The following is a 20673-nucleotide window of genomic DNA, read 5'->3' on the forward strand; positions in this document are numbered from 1 at the left end:
CCTTATACCAGGCTCTTGCCACGTGAGGTAAGTGATCCCATTAGTCGGGTGAGCGACTTGGTGAGGGCACCTTCCATTGCGAACCCCAGACGGTCTGCCATGGTCTTCTTCATCTCATACGAGACTTCGTAGATGTCGCAATCCTTGCTGGCGGCATATAAATAATCATCGCTGGTTTGAATGTCGTCGATCAGGCCTTTTTCCAAGCATTGATTGCCATACCAATGCTCTCCGGTTGCAACGGTGTCGACGTCCAATGATGGGCGGTTGCGTTTGATCAGCTCTTTAAACAAAACGTGGGTTTCTTCGATTTCCTCAACGAATTTCTTTTTGCCTTCGTCGGTATTCTCACCCAGCATGGTCACAGTGCGTTTGAATTCGCCAGCGGTATAAATATCGTAGTCGACATCGTATTTACGAAGAATGCGATTGAAGTTCGGCAGTTCGGCGACGACTCCGATGGAACCAAGTATGGCAAAGGGTGCCGCGATTATCTTATTGGCGGTGCATGCCATCATGTAGCCACCGCTGGCAGCCACTTTATCGACGCACACTGTTAACGGGATCTCTCTTTGGCGAAAGCGCTCTAACTGTGAGGATGCCAGTCCATAGGAATGTACTTGCCCGCCTGGGCTTTCCAGACGGAGCACCACCTCGTCCTGGCGTTCAACCATCGTCAGCACGGCGGTAATTTCGTTGGCAAAATGCTCTACACCAGAGGCTTTGACATCACCATCAAAATCCAGCACAAAAATACGCTTTCGACGTGGTTCATCCTTGATTTTTTTCTTGGCCTTTTCTTCCTTTTTGCGTGCTTTTTCAAGCTCTTTCAGCTCGTGCTTGTCCAGCAGGTAATGGCGCAGGGTGTCTTGAAGATCATCGAAAAAATCATTGAGAGGCGTAACCATTATTTCGCCTTTGTGGTCACGTCGCTGCCGGGATTGTGCACTGGCTGCCGCCACACTGATGATCATGATGATGGCGATAACGACGGTTACGGCCTTGGCAAGAAAAAGGCCGTATTCAGACAAAAATTCGATCACGTAAAAACCTCGTAGCTAGGATGGATCCTGAATGTTATTCGAGGCCATAAGATACCGCAAAGGCAATGGGAATCCTACCTATTCCCATTCTTTGATGGCAATGATTGCACGGTCGTTTTCCGGGCGTGCAATCAGGCCGTTGTTGGTGAGCTGGATGGTAAACAAGGCACCATCGGCCATGGGGAGAAAGGTGGCGCTGCCATATTCAGCATCAAACCACGCAAAGTGATTGGACAGGCTATCCAGCGCATTCCACAGATCGAAGCCTACATCAGGATTGCTGAGAGCGTAGATGCTGCGGGGCTTGGTGCGCTCGTCCTCAAGTGTGAAGTAGCGGCCCTGAATGCGATCCAACTTATAACCAGGACGCCCGCCCAAGGTTGCGAGTAGCCCTTTCCACTTGATTACTCGGGCATCCACTTGCCAAAGGTCACCGCTGATCTCGAATGGCATTTCCGAGCCACTGGAGGACATGACGACGTTGGCCTTGTAAAACTGGTTATCGAGCTTGTCAAAACTGATGGTGGCCACTGTGACTTCTTTGTCCACAGGCCGATATGCGTTTACGTTCAGGGCGGTCAGGCCCATGATGATAGAAAGAGTGAGAAAGAGGAATCCTGCTGTGCCTTTGATCCAGCCCAGAATCCAATCCTTGCGTAATAACATGAACAGAGCGATCACCAGCAAGATAAGGCTGAAGATGGCAAACGGCGCTGTGATCCATTGATATTGCATAGAGTGATTCCGTTGTAATTAGCCGTCAGGTTGACATTGTTGCCAGATATTGTGCAATTAGCTCATGGGAAATTGAGCCTCGCGGTGGGATAGATGGCAGGTCATTGATGTTCCACCACCCCGCCTCTTCGATTTCATCATCCTCTAGGATAATGTCGCCACCTGCGTATTCAGCATGAAACCCAATCATGAGTGAATGGGGGAAAGGCCACGGTTGGCTGCCTTTGTATTCCAAATTCTTAACCCGTACCCCCACCTCTTCTTGTATCTCACGATGCACAGCCATTTCGAGGGTTTCACCCGCCTCCACAAACCCTGCGAGGGTTGAGAACATGCCCTGGGGGAAATTCGGTGATCGAGCTAACAGTATCTCAGTGCCTTTGGTCACCAACACGATGATGCAAGGCGAAATACGGGGGTACTGGGTGTGGCCACAGCTAGGACACAGTTTGGCCCTATCCCTGTCGTGATGCACTGTTTCTGTGCCGCAGCGGCCACAAAAGCGGTGGTTGGTATCCCAATCCAGAACCTGTCGCGCTTTACCGGCGATCATAAACAGATTCGGGTCGACCATCATGGCCACGCGACGTAGGTCGTGCAGCATGTAGTTGGGTGGCAACGGGCCCTCACATTCCAGCGTAACGGCATAGCAGGGGCTGCTTTGCAGTTGGCCTAAATAATGGGGGCTACGATGGGGAATGCCCAGCAGTGAGAAACGGTCAATCTGCGGCACCATCAACCCATACTGATCCTGCACCATCAAAAGCCTGCCTTTATGAAATGCAAACCATATGGCTTCGCCTTCGTGATCGTCGGGGGCAATGACTCCGGGTACAAAATCCATTACATTCAACCGTTATGCCGCTTTAACCGGATAACCCAGTTCCTGCATGCTTTCTTCCGCTACTTCCATGATGCCTTCGCCGATGGGCTTATCGTCCTCCATGCCTTCGAGGAAATAGTCCACGCTGGTGATGGCATCGGCCAGGGTTTCCATTAAGGCTGTTGTAGGGGGCGCACTGCGATCTCGGATCAATTGATTCTCGATGAAGGCTTCGCAGGCTTCAACCACCGCGGCAGCTCGATGCAGCTGTAAAAACAATAAGCCGCCCCATACGGACTTAAGAGTGACCGGTACGTTGTTGAGGTGCATGCCATCCCAGTTAGAGTCCATAAATGAGGTGATGGCTCGCTTGGCTAGGGATAACCCGGCCCGTGCCTCTCCGACGACGACGCGACGGGCATCATCAAGCTGGGTGACTGAAATGCCGTCAGACATGGCTTCTTCGGCTTTACTGCTGTACAGACTGCTATCTGGGCCGCGACGTGGCGACAGGGTGGCCACGCTGTTTTCTACGTACAGCAAGGCATCCGCCACCCGGTTGAACTCATCGGACTCGGCGTCAACGTCTTCGGCTTTCCAATTGCGCACGATGTCTGCCTTCTCTTTGAACAAGCCAGCGGCTTTGCTCAGGCCGAGCATAATCAGGGTATTTCCCACCTTTCTCATGGCTTCAGCGATGGATTCGAAGCCTTCGTCATCGGTGGAGGCACCACGTGCACCCAAATCCAGCGAGTCTTTAATGTGATTCAATTCTTCGGTCAGGGCCTCAGCGACTGAGCGAATTACGGTGCCACCAGGGCCGCGCAGTATTTCCTGCTCCTGACGCAGATTGGCATCGGTCAGTCCGCCTGTTTCCAGTTTAAACAGATCCATCACCTCTTTGAGATGATCGCCAACCGGGCCAGCCAGGGATGCGATGTAAACGCACTCCTGAACGGTGGGTTTGGGGGGCTCTTTGTTAAGCGCAGACTCCCCCAGATGAATGACGTTTTTAATTTGCCGATCCACCAAACCCAAAAGCGATTTGCGCGCTACGTTCAGTTCCACAGCCTCTTTGCCGATTGCTTCGAGCACGGCAAGGGTTAACCACCACAGCTTGGATATGGGAGCGTTTCCGGTTAGAGCGTCGATACGGGAAACCGCGCGGGACATCATTTTGGCGTTGGCCGAAACACTTTCGTTACGCAATATGCCTAACAATCCAACCTGATACATATGACGCAAGCGTCGACCGGATGTTTGCAGTTGTTCCATGTCCGGTGCTGCCGCAGCGCCTTTCGATGGGCGTGGTGGATTCTCCCCCAAATCAAAAAATACGCTTTCGGTGATCATGGGGCGATTGAGAAAAAACCGAACTTCGTTGATGGTGGGTATCAGCAATACTGGCAATGCCTGCTTTTTGACCTCAACGTATTCAAGGTAATGAACCAGCACCATAATGGCGTTGCTGATAGCAGCCAGTTCCGGTTCATTATTTTTGTCGTGATGAGCCAGTATTTTATGCCCAAGCAGCTCAAGCTCTTCTGACAGAATGGCAGAGCCTGGCAGGTTTATGAGTTTGAACACGCCCTTTATGAGAGCAAATTGCTCAATTGCCGCTTTTAAACGGGCTTCGTTCTCGGGTTCCTCAACGAACTGCTCAAGATTGGATTCTGCAATAGACAGTGATTCATCAATCTGTTCTTTGACCAGGTTTAGTGAGGCTGAACCTTCAATTGTTAGCATGCTGACACCGTTCTTGTTCTTAAAAGCGGACTCAATGGATCAGGCTGCTTTAAAGGCACACCTAACCTAAGAATGTTTACACAGGGCTTATCTCATTATAGTTTCTTTTTCTTGTTTTACTTCAATGAGATAAAGCCACCCCGACCGCATGTTACTGGGGTTGTTTAGGTGGAGCGTGAATAAACACAGCTAACCTATTGTTTAAATGTATCTTTTAATTGAGATTTGGACAACTTAAACAATAGAACCACCGCACAGAACCGGAAAAATATTAGTGCTTGAGCCAGACGCAGTTTCCACCGCTGATCTTGTCGAGGCTCTGCAGCCTTTCTTCGTGTAACACCAATTCTTCAGGGGTGGCTTGGAGCACCCGCAAGGGGGGCCTGTCCGTTGGCAGACGTTTGATGGCTGCCCCGGTTATTCCGCCCTCTTCCCCGCCATCACCGGTGGATAGGATTAGGTTGGTCTGGCCACCGGTCATGCCGAGGTAAACGTCAGCCAATATCTCGGCATCCAGCAGTGCGCCGTGCAGATCCCGGTGGGAGTTGTCTATTTCGTAGCGTTTACAGAGAGCATCCAGACTGTTGCGCTGGCCCGGATGCATCTTTCTGGCCATCAGCAGCGTATCAAGAACCGTACAGTGATCCTCAGTTTTGCCCAGCTGCGGCCCTACCAGCCGAAACTCATGATCCATAAAGCCCACGTCAAATGCGGCATTATGGATGACTAATTGAGCACCCTTGATGTAATCGAGAAACTCCTGCGCGATGTCTTTGAAGCGAGGTTTGTCCACCAGGAACTCATTGGTGATACCGTGCACTTCGATTGCGCCGTCGTCTATCTCTCGATCGGGTTGCAAATAGCGGTGGAAGTTGTTCCCGGTCAGGCGGCGGTTGACCATTTCCACGCAGCCGATTTCAATGATTCGGTGACCTTCAGCAGGCTCCAGGCCTGTGGTTTCAGTATCCAGTACTATCTGTCTCATAACCTAACGCCCTAACATTTCATCGATGGCCTGATTTGCCAGTTGATCCACTATTTCGTTCTCTCGATGACCGCTGTGCCCTTTTACCCAATGCCACTCCACTTCATGCTGCTGGCGAACAGCATCCAGTGACTGCCAGAGGTCGGCATTTTTCACCGGTTGTTTGCTGGCATTCTTCCAGCCTTTCTTTTTCCAGCCATGTATCCATTCGGTAATACCTTTGCGCACGTATTGAGAGTCCGTTGTGAGGCTGACCTTGCAGGGGCGCTTCAAGCTTTTCAGGCCTTCTAACGCGGCCGTTAACTCCATGCGGTTGTTAGTGGTGTCTTTTTCTGCGCCTTTCAGGCTTTTTTCAACGCCGTTAAAACGCAACAGAACACCCCAGCCACCTGGCCCTGGGTTTCCCTTGCAGGCACCATCGGTGAATATTTCTACAAAATCCATTATGACTCCGAACTGCTTCCCGGGTTGCACTGGTGTCGTGTGGACGGCTTGGCGATTCCCGCTATGGGGATGTTAACCAAGGTGTCCTTCACGGTACGGAAGCGGGGTTTGATTGGGGTAAGGGTTGAAACCTGTTTGACCGCCACAAGGACGTAAACGCCGCCGCGCTGTTGCCAGATGCGCTGCCCAAGATAGGCGATCCAGTTAAACAGCTTGCGAGTGCGGCGATTGGCGGTGGGCAGGCCGAACGCTGTGCTCTCGTATCCTTCGACGTGGAAATCCAGCAGCTTCAGCCAGTCTGACAGGCGATAGGGGCTAATAAAGTTGCCACTCCAGGGCATGCCTGCGGTTTGCATCAGAAAGAAACGACCCAACCCCCAGATACTCCACGGATTAAAGCCGACAATGACAATACGCCCGCCGGGAATCACCGCACGGGAAATCTCCCGCAGAGCACGATGAGGCGAGCTATCGAAATCCAGGCTATGGTGCAAAATTGCTACATCCACACTTTCTGTCGCCAGCGCCAGTTCATCCAAACGGCTGCATACACAACGATATTGATCATGGTGTTGCGGCTTTTCACTGACGTAAAGTTTGTTGTGAATGGTGCTCGTGCCCGCTAGCCAATGGGGTCTGCCAATACCGGTCTGCACTAAATGATAGCCAAACATGGAGGGCAGCACCCGATCAAGGATGTCCTGCTCCTCTTCGAGCAGTTCCTGACCCAGCTCTGATTCAAACCATTTGGTGAGCAGCGGATGAACCGATGCACCATGCACCTGTTGAAACGGCTTGAATAGTCTGGGTAAACTCATAGTCTCTCGGCTGTCCTGCTATGGCTCGTTCAGTGGCTGGATGAGTAGGCTAAATAAAACAATCAAACATCAGGTTACCATAATCCATGCTGACTCTTCATCCGTTACCCGTGTTTACTGATAACTATATATGGTGTCTTCATGACAACCAAACTGCCTATGTAGTGGACCCAGGGCAAGCCGATTCGGTACTGGACTATCTAAAGGATCGCTCGCTCGATTTGAAAGGGATCTTGATTACCCATCATCACTGGGATCATGTATCCGGTATTGCCCCTCTTGTGGCGGCTTATCCCGGCATACCCGTTTGGGGCCCGGCGACAGAAACCATTCCTGGCTGCACTCAACCGCTGTCTGGTGGTGACACCATTGAGCTGGCATGGGGAATCACATTTGGGGTAATCGATGTGCCGGGCCATACCTTGGGCCACATTGCCTACTACGCTAAAGAAACACCCAAAGGCCCCCTGCTGTTTTGTGGTGACACTCTGTTCTCCTCAGGTTGCGGACGGCTGTTCGAAGGCACGCCTGAACAAATGCATGACTCACTTCAGACTCTGGCGGCATTGCCGGTTGAGACCACCGTTTGCTGCACCCATGAATACACCACCGCCAACCTCAAATTCGCGCAAGCGGTGGAGCCCGACAACGAAGACGTGGCCAAGCGTATAAAAGAGGTCATGAAGTTGCGTGATCAAAATTTGCCCAGCTTGCCATCCTCTATTGGTCTGGAGCTGAAGGTGAACCCCTTTCTTCGAGCAGATAAAGAGTCGGTATTGCGGACTTTACAATCAAAATGCGGAGAGCGTCCCGCCAATGTCCTGGCCAGTTTTGCTACACTGCGACAGTGGAAAGACAATTTCTAACGCTTTTCACCGAATTGTTCTAGGTAGGCACTGTCCATACAATACCCGCCTAACCTATTGGCATCATGACTTCCGGAATCCTACGTGTTGAGTTCGTCTAAATTGCTGTTCAGGCTTCCCAGCCTTATTGTCGTATCATCGCTGTTCACACTGTCCTGTACCTCGAACATGACTAAGGAACCCGAAATTGTTACCTACGAGGCCAGCGTAGCCCCGTTGATTAACGATATCCTGGATGCAGAGGAAGCGGCCGCCGAAGAAACTTTCTATGATGGCCCTGAATACTATATCCCCGATGCCTCCGATGACGTGCTCCTTATGGATAGTCATTCTGGGGAGAGCAACGCAGAGATTGCTGTCTCCATGTGGGAGGTGTATCGCAAGAACACCATCCTCGACCTGAATGCAGATAATCCTCGCATCAAAGTGCAGCGGGACTGGTACGCCAAGCACCAATCCTATCTTGACCGGGTCACCCAGCGGGCCGAACCGTATCTTTATTACATCATCGAAGAGTCCAAAAAGCGGGGCTTACCCAGCGAACTGGCGCTGCTGCCAATCGTAGAAAGCGCCTACGATCCTTTTGCTTACTCCCACGGTCGCGCTGCCGGCATCTGGCAGTTTATACCCGGAACCGGGCGCGCATTCGGGCTGAAGCAAACCTGGTGGTACGAAGGCCGGCGTGACATTGTTGCCGCAACCGACGCAGCCATGAACTATCTGGAATCCCTCAATAACCAGTTTGATGGAGACTGGATGTTAGCTTTGGCCTCGTACAATTCCGGTGCCGGTACAGTGCGCAATGCCATTCGCAAGAACAAGCGGCTGGGCAAGCCCACCGACTTTTGGTCACTGGATTTGCCCAAAGAGACTCGGGCCTATGTCCCCAAACTGGTGGCCATCGCACAGCTATTCGATAACCCGGAGAAATACGGCATTACCTTGATAGATTACCCGTATCAGCCGTTTTTTGAGTCTATTGATATAGGCGCTCAACTGGATCTGGCCTTGGCCGCAAAGATGGCTGAAATGTCGATCAATGAGCTATACCGACTCAACCCGGGTTTTAACCGTTGGGCCACTGACCCCGACGGCCCGCATCGCCTGCTGGTGCCGGTTGAAAAAGCCCAGATCATGCGAGACGCCGTGGCACAATTACCGCCGAACAAGCGCGTGGAATGGGCTCGCTACACCATTAAGCCCGGTGATTCCATTTTGTCCATTTCATCCAAGCACAACATCACGCCCGAACTTTTGAAACAAGTAAACCAGCTCCACAGCAACACCATCAGAGCCGGAAAAACCCTTCTGATTCCACAATCATCCGAGCCCCTCAATCACTACAGCCTTAGCGCCGATCAGCGTCTTGAAACCAAGCAGAATCGCTCTGTCTCCGGCAAGAACAAAATCATGCACACGGTGCAATCAGGTGAGAGCTTTTGGTCCATCTCCCGACACTACGGCGTTGACCATCGTTCATTGGCGAAGTGGAACAGCATGGCCCCCACCGACACCCTGTCGACCGGGAAAAAACTGGTAGTGTGGACAAAACAGCCACAACAGGTTGCCACAGGGATGAAGGATCAACGCATGCGAAAAATACGCTATAGGGCGCGTAGCGGTGATTCTTACGCGGGGATCGCTGGGAAGTTCAACGTATCATTAGGGCAGCTGAAGCAGTGGAATAAAATTGATACCCGAAAGTATCTGCAGCCCGGGGACATGCTCACGCTCTACGTGGATGTGGCAAATGCGCCTTGAGGCTAACCCTGATTGGCCGTTAGCGCCAATCCAACCTGCTGCGCCAGCATAGAAAAACCAGCGTACTGCTGATCGTTTAGTGGCGCTTTCGAAATGGCCTTGTCACCGTAAAACACACCAATAGGACGCCGGGATACGATAATCGGTGCCACAAAGTATTCATGGTAACCCAGGGCCTCCTGCAGCTTAGCAGTATGCAGATAAGCCCGCCCCGCCATCAACTTTGATCCCATCCACAGCTGTTGTGATTGACGAATCGAGCTGGCAAACGCGTTTTCTTCAGTTAGGTCGATTTTTAATTGCTCCTTAAACGCCAAATCCACCTGCCCTTTAAAAAACTTGGGAACCATGGCTTTACGGTCTTTAGAAACCAGAGCCATCACCACGCGATCCAACCCGATCGCATCACACATGCCGTTCAATACCAGATCCAGCATAGAGTTCACGTCAATGCGTTTGTCTGCAATCAAGATATTTAACTTCTGCATAATGTCCATCTGAAGCTGAACATTGGAAACGCCCGTTTGCGCACGGGTTTCCGTATCTTCTCGGTCCAGAACAGGCTGTGGCTCGGGGGATCTACCACCACTTAATGCCATTTCGATCAAATCTTCGATGCCGTCATCTTCATTAGAGGCGGTCGACTCCGGTGCAGATTCGCTAACAGGAGGCGTGTCTGAAACCACTATCGCATCAGGTTTAGGCTCAACGTTAATTGGCACAACTACGGATGGTTTGGCTTCCGTATCTTCTGATCGGGTTTCAGAGTTTGGGATCAAGTGTTTAACTTTTGATGCGCCATAATGCACTGCCAGATCCTGAGCCATGTCCGCCATCTGCTTCACCTCCACCATGGCGTCCTTGAAGGGAATGTCGCGGTACTTGGCGATCTTTTTCACCACGTCTTTAACCGGTGAGGCATTCCAGCCCAACATGGCCACCTGACTCAACTCATCCCCCAGCAACACGGCTTGCGCGGGTCGACTCGGCATCTTGGGCTTGCTCAGCGCCTCAAGCAAAATATCCCCAAGCTCCCATTGCTTGGCAAGGGCAACAGAGATCTGGTCAAAGCTGCACCCTAACACCTCTACAGCGGCATCATTCACCGACATATTGTTATCCCGCAGCAGCATATTCAGCTTACGACTAACCTCGTCGTCCCGAGACAGCATGGAAAGTTCAGCAAAATGCAGCAGTAAGGTGGAGATGAAAATCTCCTCCTGATCCGTTGTTTTGGCGGTTCGTAGCAACCCCCGGGCTTGCATGGCGGCATGAAACGAATTGGCAATTTGGGTCATTAAATGATCTGAAGGGTTTTGCTTGAGGATGTTATCCAGGATCTGCATCGACATGGAAATGTCTCTGATCGTGGTAAACCCGAGCATGACTATAGCGCGGGTAATGGTTTTGATATTGCCACCAAACCCTTTGTAAACCACGCTATTGGATATCTGTAATATCCTGGAAGTGATGCTTGGATCTTTCAGAACCTGCTCAGTCAACTGGGATACGCGTGAATCGTCATCCGTTGTCAGTCTGCTCAGTTTCTGCACAGTTTCGGCCAGCGCCGGCATGTGCTCCTTCCCCAGGAAATCCACCCACTCATCGACAGAACTCGTTCTCTCCACCAGCATTCCAACTCGCTTTCTATTAATCCTGTTTACCTTAAAGTTTAGCCACTTTCAAAGGATGTGCTTGTTTTGTTTGAAGTTATTGTGGTAACCGGTTATAAAGGTTGTGCTCAATTCGCTAAACTATTAATACCCATAATAAAACCAATAGGTTACATGACATTTATGGCACTAAACCCGGCGGCTCACTGCGGTGATGATATGCGAGTCATAACCCCTCCTCGCCGTTGTCTTCCTGCGTTTTTATTGCTAATCCTCGCCATCAGTCTGAATGGCTTCGCTCGCAACACAGCAGCTGCAGACGTGTTGGTGGCCACCGCCATCGCCCTGTACGACCAGCCCAAGTACCCCCAAGGCTTCCAGCATTTCGATTTTGTAAACCCTGAGGCCCCAAAAGGTGGCAAGATCACCCTGCCCGCCTTAGGCAGTTTTGATACCCTCAACCCCTATGTGCTGAAGGGCATCAGCCCATCGGAATTCTCGGCGATGTACGGCATAACTCAGCTCAATGAGCCGTTAATGATGGGCACGCACTATTACCTGGAAAGCGGTGACGAACCACAAACCGCCTACTGCCTTATTTGTGAGTGGATAGAATATCCGGCCGATTACCGCTGGGTAATCTTCCAGATAAACCCTAAAGCGCGATTTCACAACGGTGACCCGATCACCGCTGCAGACGTGGCCTTCAGTTATAAACTGTTGATGACCGATCAGGCTCACCCCATGTTCCCTAACAATCTGGCCGCAGTTGAGTCCGTTGAGGTGCTTGATACTCACAGGGTGCGGTTTACCTTCAAAGGCCAACCCGAGCGCTCCAATCTGCTGCGGGTGGGCGAGATACCCGTGATGTCCAAGCGCTTCTGGGAGTCTCATAGCTTTGGCGCGTCCTCTGGAACTCCGCAGCCCTTGAGTGGTCCCTATAGAGTCAGCGATTTTGTATTGGGAAGCTACGTGACATTGCAGCGCGTTGATGATTTCTGGGCCAAGGATCACCCGGTCTACCAAGGGATGTTTAACTTCGATGAAGTGCGCGTTGAATTCTATCGTGATCGTACCGTAGCCTTTGAAGCGCTGAAATCAGGTGGCGTCGACTTCTGGGTGGAGAACGTCTCCAAAAGCTGGGCGACTGGATACGACTTCCCAGCAGTTCGAGACGGCAGAATTATTAAAGAAGAATTACAACACAGCATACCTTCAGGCACCCAGGCGTTTTTCTTGAATATGCGCCGGGACGTGTTTAAAGATGTGCGGGTACGTAAAGCAATATCACTAATGTTTGATTTTCAGTGGACCAATCGCAACATATTCAGTGACGCCTATGCTCGCAACAACACGCATTTCCCAAACTCAGAGATGGGTGCCACAGGGCTGCCGAGCGCAGCAGAAAAAGCGCTGTTGGAACCGTTCCGAAAGCAACTCCCTCACGCGCTGTTTACTGAAGAGTTCAAATACCCCCGCTACGACAGCGCCAAAGATTTACGTCAGGCGATGCGTGAAGCCATTGGCTTGTTGAAACAGGCAGGTTGGGTCTATAACAATAAACGCTTGGTCAACGCTGAAACCGGCGAGCCGCTCAGATTTGAAATGCTCATTAATAGCCCTTCGTTTCAGCGGGTGTTACACCCCTACGTTAAGAACTTGAGCAAAATTGGCATAGAGGCCAACATACGCATTGTGGATAGGGCCCAGTATAAAGTCAGGTTGGATGACTTTGATTTTGATATGACGGTGTACGTCCTGCCTCAATCGGCATCACCTGGCCAGGAGCAACGCCTGTATTTTCACAGCGCACAAGCCAATGTCAGAGGCGCAAAGAACCTCTCAGGAATTCAAGATCCAGTGGTAGATGCATTGATCGAACAGATAACCGCAGCAAAGAGCCGAAATGACCTGATTGCCGCGGTTCGGGCAATGGATCGCGTGTTATTGTGGAACTATTACACGATACCGCACTGGCATCTGGGTTATCATCGGCTAGCCTACAAAAACACATTCGCCAGACCAGAAACCTCTTCAGCAATGACACTGGGTTTTCAGACCTGGTGGTTGAATGATTTGAAGTAATGAAAACGAACAGATGCACATAGATGGGAAGCGGAACTCAATGCACGTATTCATAAAGCTATTTCTGACAGCCTGCGTAGCCATTACCACCGTGACTGCGCTCGCCAGTGAAGTCATCACCAGCCACGGCATAGCAATGCATGGTGATATGAAATATCCGTCGGATTACACCCATTTTGAGTACACCAACCCAGACGCTCCCAAAGGCGGCTCTGTCGTGCTGGCTGCCTACGGTACTTTTGATTCGTTTAATCCTGATGTGATCAAAGGCGATCCAGCCGCCTACATGGAGCTGACCTACGACACACTCATGGTTCAAGCCATGGATGAACCGTTTACGGTTTATGGCCATGTCGCAGAAAAAGTTGAATACCCAGAAGACCGCTCCTGGATTATTTTTCACATCAACCCCAAAGCAAAATTCCACGATGGACAACCCATCACAGCTGAGGACGTGGTATTTACCTTCAAGCGCCTTATGGAAGATGGACAACCGTTCTATCGGGCCTATTACGCCGACGTGGTAAATGTTGAAGCCCTCGACTCACAGCGCGTCAAATTTACCGCAAGAGACGACAAAAACAGAGAGCTTCCACTGGTACTTGGTCAGCTTAAGGTGCTGCCCAAGCATTATTGGGAGCCGCGTGATTTTAGCCAGGCATCGCTGGATATCCCATTGGGCAGCGGCCCGTACCGCATAAAGTCGTTTGACACGGGCAAAAGCATCGAGCTCGAGCGGGTCAAAGACTATTGGGCAGCGGATTTGCCTTCGCACCGGGGTATGTACAACTTCGATAACATCAAAGTCGAATACTATCGGGATCAGACCGTTATGCTTGAGGCATTTAAAGGCGGTCGCTACGACTACAGAGAAGAAAAGCAGTCCAAGCGCTGGGCGACTGAGTACGAAGGCCCCAAATTTGCCTCCGGTGACATCATCAAACTGGAAGTGACCCACCAGAACCCGACAGGAATGCAAGCGTTCGTAATGAACACGCGGCGGGACCTGTTTAAAGATGCCCGAGTGCGCGAGGCCTTGGATTTGGCGTTTGATTTTGAATGGACGAACAAACAGCTATTCTATGGCGCCTATAATCGTACTGAGAGTTATTTTTCCAATTCAGACCTGGCATCTACCGGCCTGCCCTCAGAGGGTGAACTCAAGCTGCTGGAGCCATTTCGTGACGACCTTCCAGCAGAAGTCTTTACCAAGCCCTACGTCTCACCGAAAACCAACGGAAGCGGCAATAATCGTAAGAATATAAGAGCGGCAATCAATTTATTGAAAGAAGCCGGCTGGCGTTTTGAAGGCACCGATTTGGTTAATGCAGAAACAGGCAAACCCTTTCAGTTTGAAATACTGCTCTACAGCAAAGATTTTGAGCGCATCGTTTTACCTTATGTTAAGAATCTTAAAAAACTGGGTATCGAAGCCAACGCCCGCATCGTTGATTCTACAAACTATATCCGTATCGTAAGAGACTTCGAATACGACATGATCATCGGCGGCTTTGGTCAATCAAACTCCCCGGGCAATGAACAGCGTGATTACTGGTTCTCCAAGTTTGCTGATCATAAGGGCAGCCGTAACTACATTGGGGTGCAGGACCCTGTCGTTGATGTATTGATCGATGCAATTATTCGCTCACAAACACGGGCAGATTTGATTGCAGCTTGTCGCGCCCTTGATCGGGTATTGCTGTGGAATCACTACGTGGTACCGCAGTGGCACATAAACAAACATCGCATTGCCTATTGGGATAAATTTGAACATCCAGAGATAACACCGATATACGGCGATGTTGGCTTCTTCTCCTGGTGGCTAACGCCAGTTAAAACCAGTGGGCAGCAATAAATTATGCTCGCCTATATAATACGCAGGCTGTTACTCATTATTCCGACGCTATTGGGTATACTCACCCTCAACTTCGTGATTATTCAGGCGGCTCCCGGTGGCCCTGTAGAACAAATGATTGCTCAGCTCGAGGGAATAGACGGTGGCGCGGCTTCTCGCATTGGTGGTGGCGCACAGTCTGAGGTCAGAACCAATACCAGTAGCAATTCATCCTATCGGGGCTCCCAGGGACTGGATCCTGAGCTGATAAAAAAGATCGAAACAATGTATGGCTTCGACAAGCCAGCCTGGGAACGATTTCTAATCATGGTTAAAAACTATTTCACGCTGGACTTTGGTGATAGTTTTTTTCGTGACAAAAGTGTCACCGATCTGATCTTGGAAAAAATGCCGGTTTCAATCTCCTTAGGGCTTTGGTCAACCCTGATCGTCTACCTTATATCGATCCCACTGGGTATTCGGAAAGCCATTAAACACGGAACTAACTTTGATGTATGGAGCAGTTCTGTGGTCATTATAGGCAATGCCATCCCCTCCTTTCTTTTCGCTATTTTTCTGATAGTAGTATTCGCGGGGGGCAGCTATTTGAATTGGTTTCCATTACGAGGTCTAACCTCCCCCAACTTTGACGAGCTGAGTCTGGCGGGCAAAATCCTAGATTACTTCTGGCACCTGGCAATGCCCATTACGGCACTGGTTATTGGCAGCTTTGCAACCTTAACCATGCTAACCAAAAACTCATTTCTGGATGAAATTGGCAAGCAGTACGTTGTTACCGCAAGAGCCAAGGGATTAAAAGAGAATCAGGTGTTGTATGGGCATGTGTTCCGCAACGCGATGTTGATTATTATTGCAGGTGTACCCGCCGCACTGGTGTCCATCTTTTTCACAGGGGCATTCCTGATCGAGGTTATCTTTTCTCTGGATGGTTTGGGCTTACTTGGGTTTGAATCCATATTATCCCGTGATTACCCCGTCATATTTGGAACCCTGTTTATATTCACCCTTATTTCATTAGTGGTTAACCTGATCAGCGATGTCACCTACACACTGGTGGATCCACGCATAGATTTCGAGTCGAGGGCTTAAGCAGTGTTTGGCACCTTAACTCCAATCAACCAAAGACGGTTTCAGCGCTTTAAAGCCAATCGCCGTGGCTGGTGGTCTCTCTGGATCTTCACGCTGCTGTTCTTTGTCAGCCTATTCGCAGAACTGATCGCTAACGACAAACCTTTGCTGATCCAATTTGATGGCCAGTATTACTATCCTGTTATAGCAACCTATTCAGAAACCGAGTTCGGTGGGGATTTGCCAACAGAAGCAGACTATCGCGATGAGTTTGTGATTGACCTCATCAATGAGAAGGGCTGGATGATTTATCCGCCGGTACGGTTCAGCTTTGATACCATTAATTACGATTTGAGCACCCCTGCCCCTTCGCCTCCTGATGAGGCAAACCTGCTTGGAACAGATGATCAAGGACGCGATGTATTGGCCCGCGTGATTTACGGTTTTCGAATTTCCGTTCTATTTGGATTGGTGCTTACCATTTTCAGTTCCGTGGTAGGTGTAATGGCTGGTGCAATGCAAGGTTATTACGGCGGCAAAACCGATTTGTTCGGGCAACGGTTTATCGAAATATGGTCATCCCTGCCGACTTTGTTTTTGCTGATCATTCTCTCCAGCATAGTTAAGCCAAACTTTTGGTGGCTACTCGGCATTATGCTCCTGTTCAGCTGGATGACCCTGGTGCCGGTGGTGCGGGCCGAGTTTCTTCGCGGCCGCAACCTGGAATACGTCAAAGCGGCCAAAGCATTGGGCCTGAACGACAGCGGTATCATGTTTAAACATATTTTACCCAACGCCATGGTCGCCACCATCACCTATATGCCATTCATCCTCACAGGCTCCATTACCACGTTAACCGCACTGGATTTTCTAGGTTTTGGTCTGCCTCCGGGTTCTCCATCACTAGGAGAACTTGTTTCTCAGGGTAAATCTAACTTACAGGCCCCTTGGCTTGGTATTTCGGCATTCTGCGTGCTTAGTATTATGCTGACATTGCTGGTATTCATTGGCGAGGCATTCCGCGATGCGTTTGATCCACGAGCACAATAAGGAGGCAACCAATAGATGAGCGATCAAGTTGTACTCAAGGTTGACTCACTGTCTGTCTCATTTCACCAGGGTGCTACGGTTAATCACGCAGTAAAAGATGTGAGCTTCGAACTGCTCAAAGGCGAGACGTTCGCACTGGTTGGTGAAAGCGGGTCAGGAAAATCCGTAACCGCAATGGCATTAACCAAGTTACTGCCCAAAAACATTACCCACTATGATGCCGGTAACGTAATGTTTGAAGCAGAAGACCTGCTGTTGAAAAATGAAGAGCAAATGCGAAAGATTCGTGGCAATCGCATCGGTATGGTGTTTCAGGAGCCGTTAACAGCCCTCAACCCACTACACAATGTCTACAAACAAATAAGCGAAGTATTGCGAATTCACCAAGGTCTTAGTGGTCAGAAAGCAAAAGAACGCATCCTTGAACTACTGACGCTAGTTGGCATACCTAACCCTGAAAGCAGGCTGAAGTCATATCCCCATCAACTTTCAGGTGGCCAACGACAGCGCATCATGATCGCAATGGCGCTTGCCAACGAACCAGAGATCCTCATAGCCGACGAGCCTACCACCGCGCTGGATGTCACTATACAAAAACAGGTATTGAACCTGCTACAAGAACTGCAGCAAAAGCTCGGCATGACTATTCTTTTAATAACCCATGATCTTGGTGTGGTGCGGCGTTATGCCCATAGAGTTGGGGTAATGACAAAAGGTAGCCTGGTAGAAGTTAACGAAACAGCGGCCTTGTTTGAAACACCTCAACATAGCTATACCAAAGCGTTGTTAGCTGCAGAGCCCTGTGGGCATCCAGTGGAAACCGATGCCAATGCCATCCCGGTTATGACCGTGGATCAGCTACGGGTTTGGTTCCCCATAAAAAGAGGCGTATTCAAGCACACTGTTGGGTACATTAAAGCAGTCGATGATATTAGTTTCGAAATACGACGCGGACACACACTGGGCATAGTCGGCGAAAGTGGCTCTGGCAAGACGACATTGGTTCAGGCTCTGCTTAAACTGATCGATAGTGACGGCAGCATCATCTTCGAAAAACAGGAGTTAAGTAAACTCAGCTCGCTTCAAGTCAGGCCGCTCAGGCGACGTATGCAAATAGTATTTCAGGATCCATTCAGTAGCCTGTCACCAAGAATGAGTGTTGAAGAGATCATCTCCGAAGGGCTGCTCATTCATCAAATCGGCACAAAAAAAGAGCGAGAACTAAAAGTTATTCAATCCCTGCAGGAGGTCGGATTGGATCCGGAGACTCGCCACCGGTTTCCACACGAATTTTCAGGCGGTCAACGACAACGTATCGCAATAGCGCGCGCATTGATTCTTGAGCCTGACCTCATTGTACTGGATGAACCTACCTCTGCCCTTGACCGATCTATACAAGCCCAACTGATGGATTTGCTAAGGGATCTGCAACAGCGACATGGCTTTTCATATCTCTTTATCAGCCATGATTTGAAAGTGGTTAAAACCATTGCCCATGAGATACTGGTGCTAAAGGAAGGTAAAGTTCTGGAATCAGGCGGGGCCGAGTCAATCTTTGCTGAGCCTAAACACGAATATACCAAAGAGCTACTAAACTCAGCATTTTCCATATAACAAAAGGGCCGCAACGTTTAACACGCTGGCGGCCCTTTTTGTGCAGAATAAAATTATTTATCGGATTTCGATTTCGGCACTGTCTTTTAAGGATGCAACATAATTATTGAAGTCCTGGGTACCAAACTGCTCTGATGCCGAGGCCTTGGCTTGCAAGGCTTCTGTATCGGTCAGCGAGTTCTCACCGTCGATAACTTTGGAGAGAACAACGATCTCCTGATCACCGCTGGGCAGAGCAACTTTTTTGGCACTTACGGCGTCATCTGAAGGTTTTGGCATCTCAAACGCCGTTGAAATAATGGATCTGGAAAGATCTCCACTCTGACGAGTGATCTCAACGTTTTCTTGCCAGGTTAGATTGAATTCTTCACCCACGCTGGCGAGGTCGCCACCCTCTTTGAGTTTAGCCACAATGGCCGTGGCTTTCTCATCGGTTAACTGACGCAGCTTTTGTTGGATCAGCGCCGTTTTAACTTGTTCCTCAACCTCACTCAGTTCCTGATCTCTCGCTGGCTGGTGTTTGGCCAACCGCAGCACTGCGACGCGGCTGTCGCCCAGTTCAATGATCTCACTGTTATGACCTTCCTTGATGACAGCATCCGAGAAAGCCGCAGTAACAAACTTTGGATCTGCAGCAATACCGCTGCCACCCATCTGGGTAAAGAATGGTGTTGTCTCAATCGGCTTACCGTAACGCTCAGACACGGCTTGAAGGTCGCCGGATTCATAAGCAATTCGGCCAATCTCATCAATGGCCTCATCAAGTTTGATCCTGGCGTGATCAATTTTAATATCAGCGATCAACTCAGCTTTCTTGGTATCAAAATCTTCAATTTCAGGGGTTTCGATTCCGGTAAGCTTGATTACGTGATAACCAAACTCGGTTTTCACAACACCTGTCACATCCCCTTCTGCTTTTAAGCCAAAAAGTGCTTCCTCAAAGGCTTCGTCGTAAAGGCCTCGACCTGCATAATCTAGGTCTCCGCCAGCAGTAGCTGTGGCGATGTCATCAGAATATTCCTGAGCAACGGATTCAAAGCTGTCGCCCGCCTGTAAACGTGCCAGCGCTTCTTCGATCCGAGCCTTGGCACCGGCCTGCGAACGGTCGTCATTGATCTCCACCAGTACGTGAGAGGCTCTACGACGCTCCTGGTCTTTCACGCCTTGTACATAATCATCATATGCAGCCAGTAGCTCAGATTCTTCTACCTCGGCATCATCAGCAAAGTCATCCATTGCGACGACAATATAGTTGACCTTTACCTTCTCTTCGGTTCGGTATTGAAGTTTGTTCATCTCGAAAAAGGCGCTGATTTCTTCATCACTTAGCGTAATGCCATCTTTTAGCGGTGCAGCCGCCAGCGTTGCGTAACTAACCACTCGTTTTTGATCATTCAGCTTAACAATGTAGTCAAGCTCTGCGGAAGTAATAAACGCGGTGGAACCGATACCTGATTGCAGCTGCTCGAGAACCATGCTTTCTTGAACGGCATCAAATAAGCGGGCTTTGGTAAAGTTGGCCTGAACGAGAAGTGTTTCCAGTTTGTCATTGGAGAACTGTCCCGTATCATCCTGAAACTGAGGTAACGAGCGCACATAGGATTTGACGAGGTTAGATGAAACCGCCATGCCATCACGCTCAGATGACTGGCGGATTAACTCCTTCTGGATCAGCCCTTCAACTACACGGGGTCGCAGCAGTTCATCAGTTAAAAATGAATCGTCTATATTGCCGCCCATCTGTTCTTTGAGGTTACGACGCTGGTTCTCTATGGCCCGGCTGACCTCGATCTTGGGTATCTCAACGCCATTCACTGTTACGGCAACATCCTGGCTGCCGCTGGAGTTGAAGATGCCTTCAATTCCAAAGAACGCGAAGGGAAGAATAAAGATAAAAAGCAGAAGCTTTCCCACCCATCCTTTTAGCAAATTTCGAAACTGCTGCATGATTTGATAGCTCCAATCAGAGGTCATCTAGAGGGTTGCCCCTAAGAGGGCCCCGAAAATAAAAAAGAGAAGCGTATCATAGATGCGCTTCTCTTCAATCTTACATCAGGCAGTAATCACAGAAAATCGGACAATAGAGGAATGGCGGAGCGGACGGGACTCGAACCCGCGACCCCCGGCGTGACAGGCCGGTATTCTAACCAACTGAACTACCGCTCCA

At 50.0% G+C, this 20673-nt stretch carries 16 protein-coding genes and 1 tRNA gene; 7 read left to right on the top strand and 10 right to left on the bottom strand.

All coding sequences use genetic code 11. The features are described 5' to 3' along the window. Window positions 1–2 precede the first annotated feature (2 nt). From sohB to Kalk_RS01405, 7 genes are all read right to left on the bottom strand, one after another. Window positions 3–1040 carry a protease SohB gene (gene sohB / locus Kalk_RS01375; RefSeq protein ID WP_101896165.1) on the bottom strand — a complete coding sequence of 346 codons (1038 nt, stop codon included), beginning with the start codon at window positions 1038–1040 and terminating at the stop codon, window positions 3–5. An 81-nt stretch (window positions 1041–1121) separates the two neighbouring features. Then, window positions 1122–1778: a hypothetical protein gene (locus tag Kalk_RS01380; protein WP_101892505.1), complete on the bottom strand. Its 657-nt coding sequence runs from the start codon at window positions 1776–1778 to the stop codon at window positions 1122–1124. Window positions 1779–1803: 25 nt separating this feature from the next. Then, complete coding sequence (gene nudC / locus Kalk_RS01385; RefSeq protein WP_101892506.1) at window positions 1804–2622, bottom strand: NAD(+) diphosphatase; 819 nt, start codon at window positions 2620–2622, stop codon at window positions 1804–1806. A gap of 12 nt (window positions 2623–2634) precedes the next feature. Next, the gene (locus tag Kalk_RS01390) at window positions 2635–4347 is read right to left on the bottom strand and encodes a hypothetical protein (RefSeq protein WP_101892507.1); all 1713 of its coding nucleotides are present in this window, start codon (window positions 4345–4347) and stop codon (window positions 2635–2637) included. Window positions 4348–4618: 271 nt separating this feature from the next. Next, the gene (gene dnaQ, locus Kalk_RS01395) at window positions 4619–5332 is read right to left on the bottom strand and encodes a DNA polymerase III subunit epsilon (protein WP_101892508.1); all 714 of its coding nucleotides are present in this window, start codon (window positions 5330–5332) and stop codon (window positions 4619–4621) included. Between the two features lie 3 nt (window positions 5333–5335). After that, window positions 5336–5779, bottom strand: a complete 444-nt coding sequence (gene rnhA / locus Kalk_RS01400; RefSeq protein WP_324775028.1) for a ribonuclease HI — start codon at window positions 5777–5779, stop codon at window positions 5336–5338. Then, entirely contained in the window at window positions 5776–6594 is an 819-nt protein-coding gene (locus tag Kalk_RS01405; RefSeq protein ID WP_101892510.1) for a class I SAM-dependent methyltransferase, read from the bottom strand. The genes rnhA and Kalk_RS01405 overlap by 4 nt, the downstream gene beginning before the upstream one ends. 86 nt (window positions 6595–6680) lie before the next feature. Between Kalk_RS01405 and gloB the strand changes: the two genes are divergently transcribed. Continuing rightward, on the top strand, window positions 6681–7460 hold the full coding sequence (gloB, locus tag Kalk_RS01410; RefSeq protein WP_199767989.1) for a hydroxyacylglutathione hydrolase: 780 nt from the start codon (window positions 6681–6683) through the stop codon (window positions 7458–7460). Between the two features lie 168 nt (window positions 7461–7628). Further along, the gene (locus Kalk_RS01415; protein ID WP_101896167.1) at window positions 7629–9221 is read left to right on the top strand and encodes a lytic transglycosylase; all 1593 of its coding nucleotides are present in this window, start codon (window positions 7629–7631) and stop codon (window positions 9219–9221) included. Between the two features lie 2 nt (window positions 9222–9223). Here the strand turns inward: Kalk_RS01415 and Kalk_RS01420 are convergent, their stop codons facing one another. Further along, window positions 9224–10849 carry an HDOD domain-containing protein gene (locus Kalk_RS01420; protein WP_158643256.1) on the bottom strand — a complete coding sequence of 542 codons (1626 nt, stop codon included), beginning with the start codon at window positions 10847–10849 and terminating at the stop codon, window positions 9224–9226. Window positions 10850–11053: 204 nt separating this feature from the next. Here Kalk_RS01420 and Kalk_RS01425 point away from each other — a divergent pair, with 204 nt between their 5' ends. The 5 genes from Kalk_RS01425 to Kalk_RS01445 are packed head-to-tail and all read left to right on the top strand — an operon-like array spanning window position 11054 to window position 18506. Then, complete coding sequence (locus tag Kalk_RS01425; protein ID WP_101896168.1) at window positions 11054–12919, top strand: extracellular solute-binding protein; 1866 nt, start codon at window positions 11054–11056, stop codon at window positions 12917–12919. Between the two features lie 40 nt (window positions 12920–12959). Continuing rightward, window positions 12960–14774 (top strand): extracellular solute-binding protein, encoded by a 1815-nt coding sequence (locus tag Kalk_RS01430; protein ID WP_101892512.1) that lies wholly within the window; start codon window positions 12960–12962, stop codon window positions 14772–14774. A gap of 3 nt (window positions 14775–14777) precedes the next feature. Further along, window positions 14778–15863, top strand: a complete 1086-nt coding sequence (locus Kalk_RS01435) for a microcin C ABC transporter permease YejB (protein WP_101892513.1) — start codon at window positions 14778–14780, stop codon at window positions 15861–15863. Window positions 15864–15866: 3 nt separating this feature from the next. Further along, window positions 15867–16892, top strand: a complete 1026-nt coding sequence (locus Kalk_RS01440; RefSeq protein ID WP_101892514.1) for an ABC transporter permease — start codon at window positions 15867–15869, stop codon at window positions 16890–16892. Between the two features lie 15 nt (window positions 16893–16907). Next, window positions 16908–18506 (top strand): ABC transporter ATP-binding protein, encoded by a 1599-nt coding sequence (locus Kalk_RS01445; RefSeq protein ID WP_101892515.1) that lies wholly within the window; start codon window positions 16908–16910, stop codon window positions 18504–18506. A gap of 57 nt (window positions 18507–18563) precedes the next feature. Here Kalk_RS01445 and Kalk_RS01450 read toward each other — a convergent pair whose 3' ends face one another. Further along, window positions 18564–20480, bottom strand: a complete 1917-nt coding sequence (locus Kalk_RS01450; RefSeq protein ID WP_101892516.1) for a SurA N-terminal domain-containing protein — start codon at window positions 20478–20480, stop codon at window positions 18564–18566. Between the two features lie 115 nt (window positions 20481–20595). Further along, window positions 20596–20672, bottom strand: a tRNA-Asp gene (locus Kalk_RS01455). Window position 20673 lies beyond the last annotated feature (1 nt).

The organism is Ketobacter alkanivorans (genome assembly GCF_002863865.1).
Taxonomy (GTDB): domain Bacteria; phylum Pseudomonadota; class Gammaproteobacteria; order Pseudomonadales; family Ketobacteraceae; genus Ketobacter; species Ketobacter alkanivorans.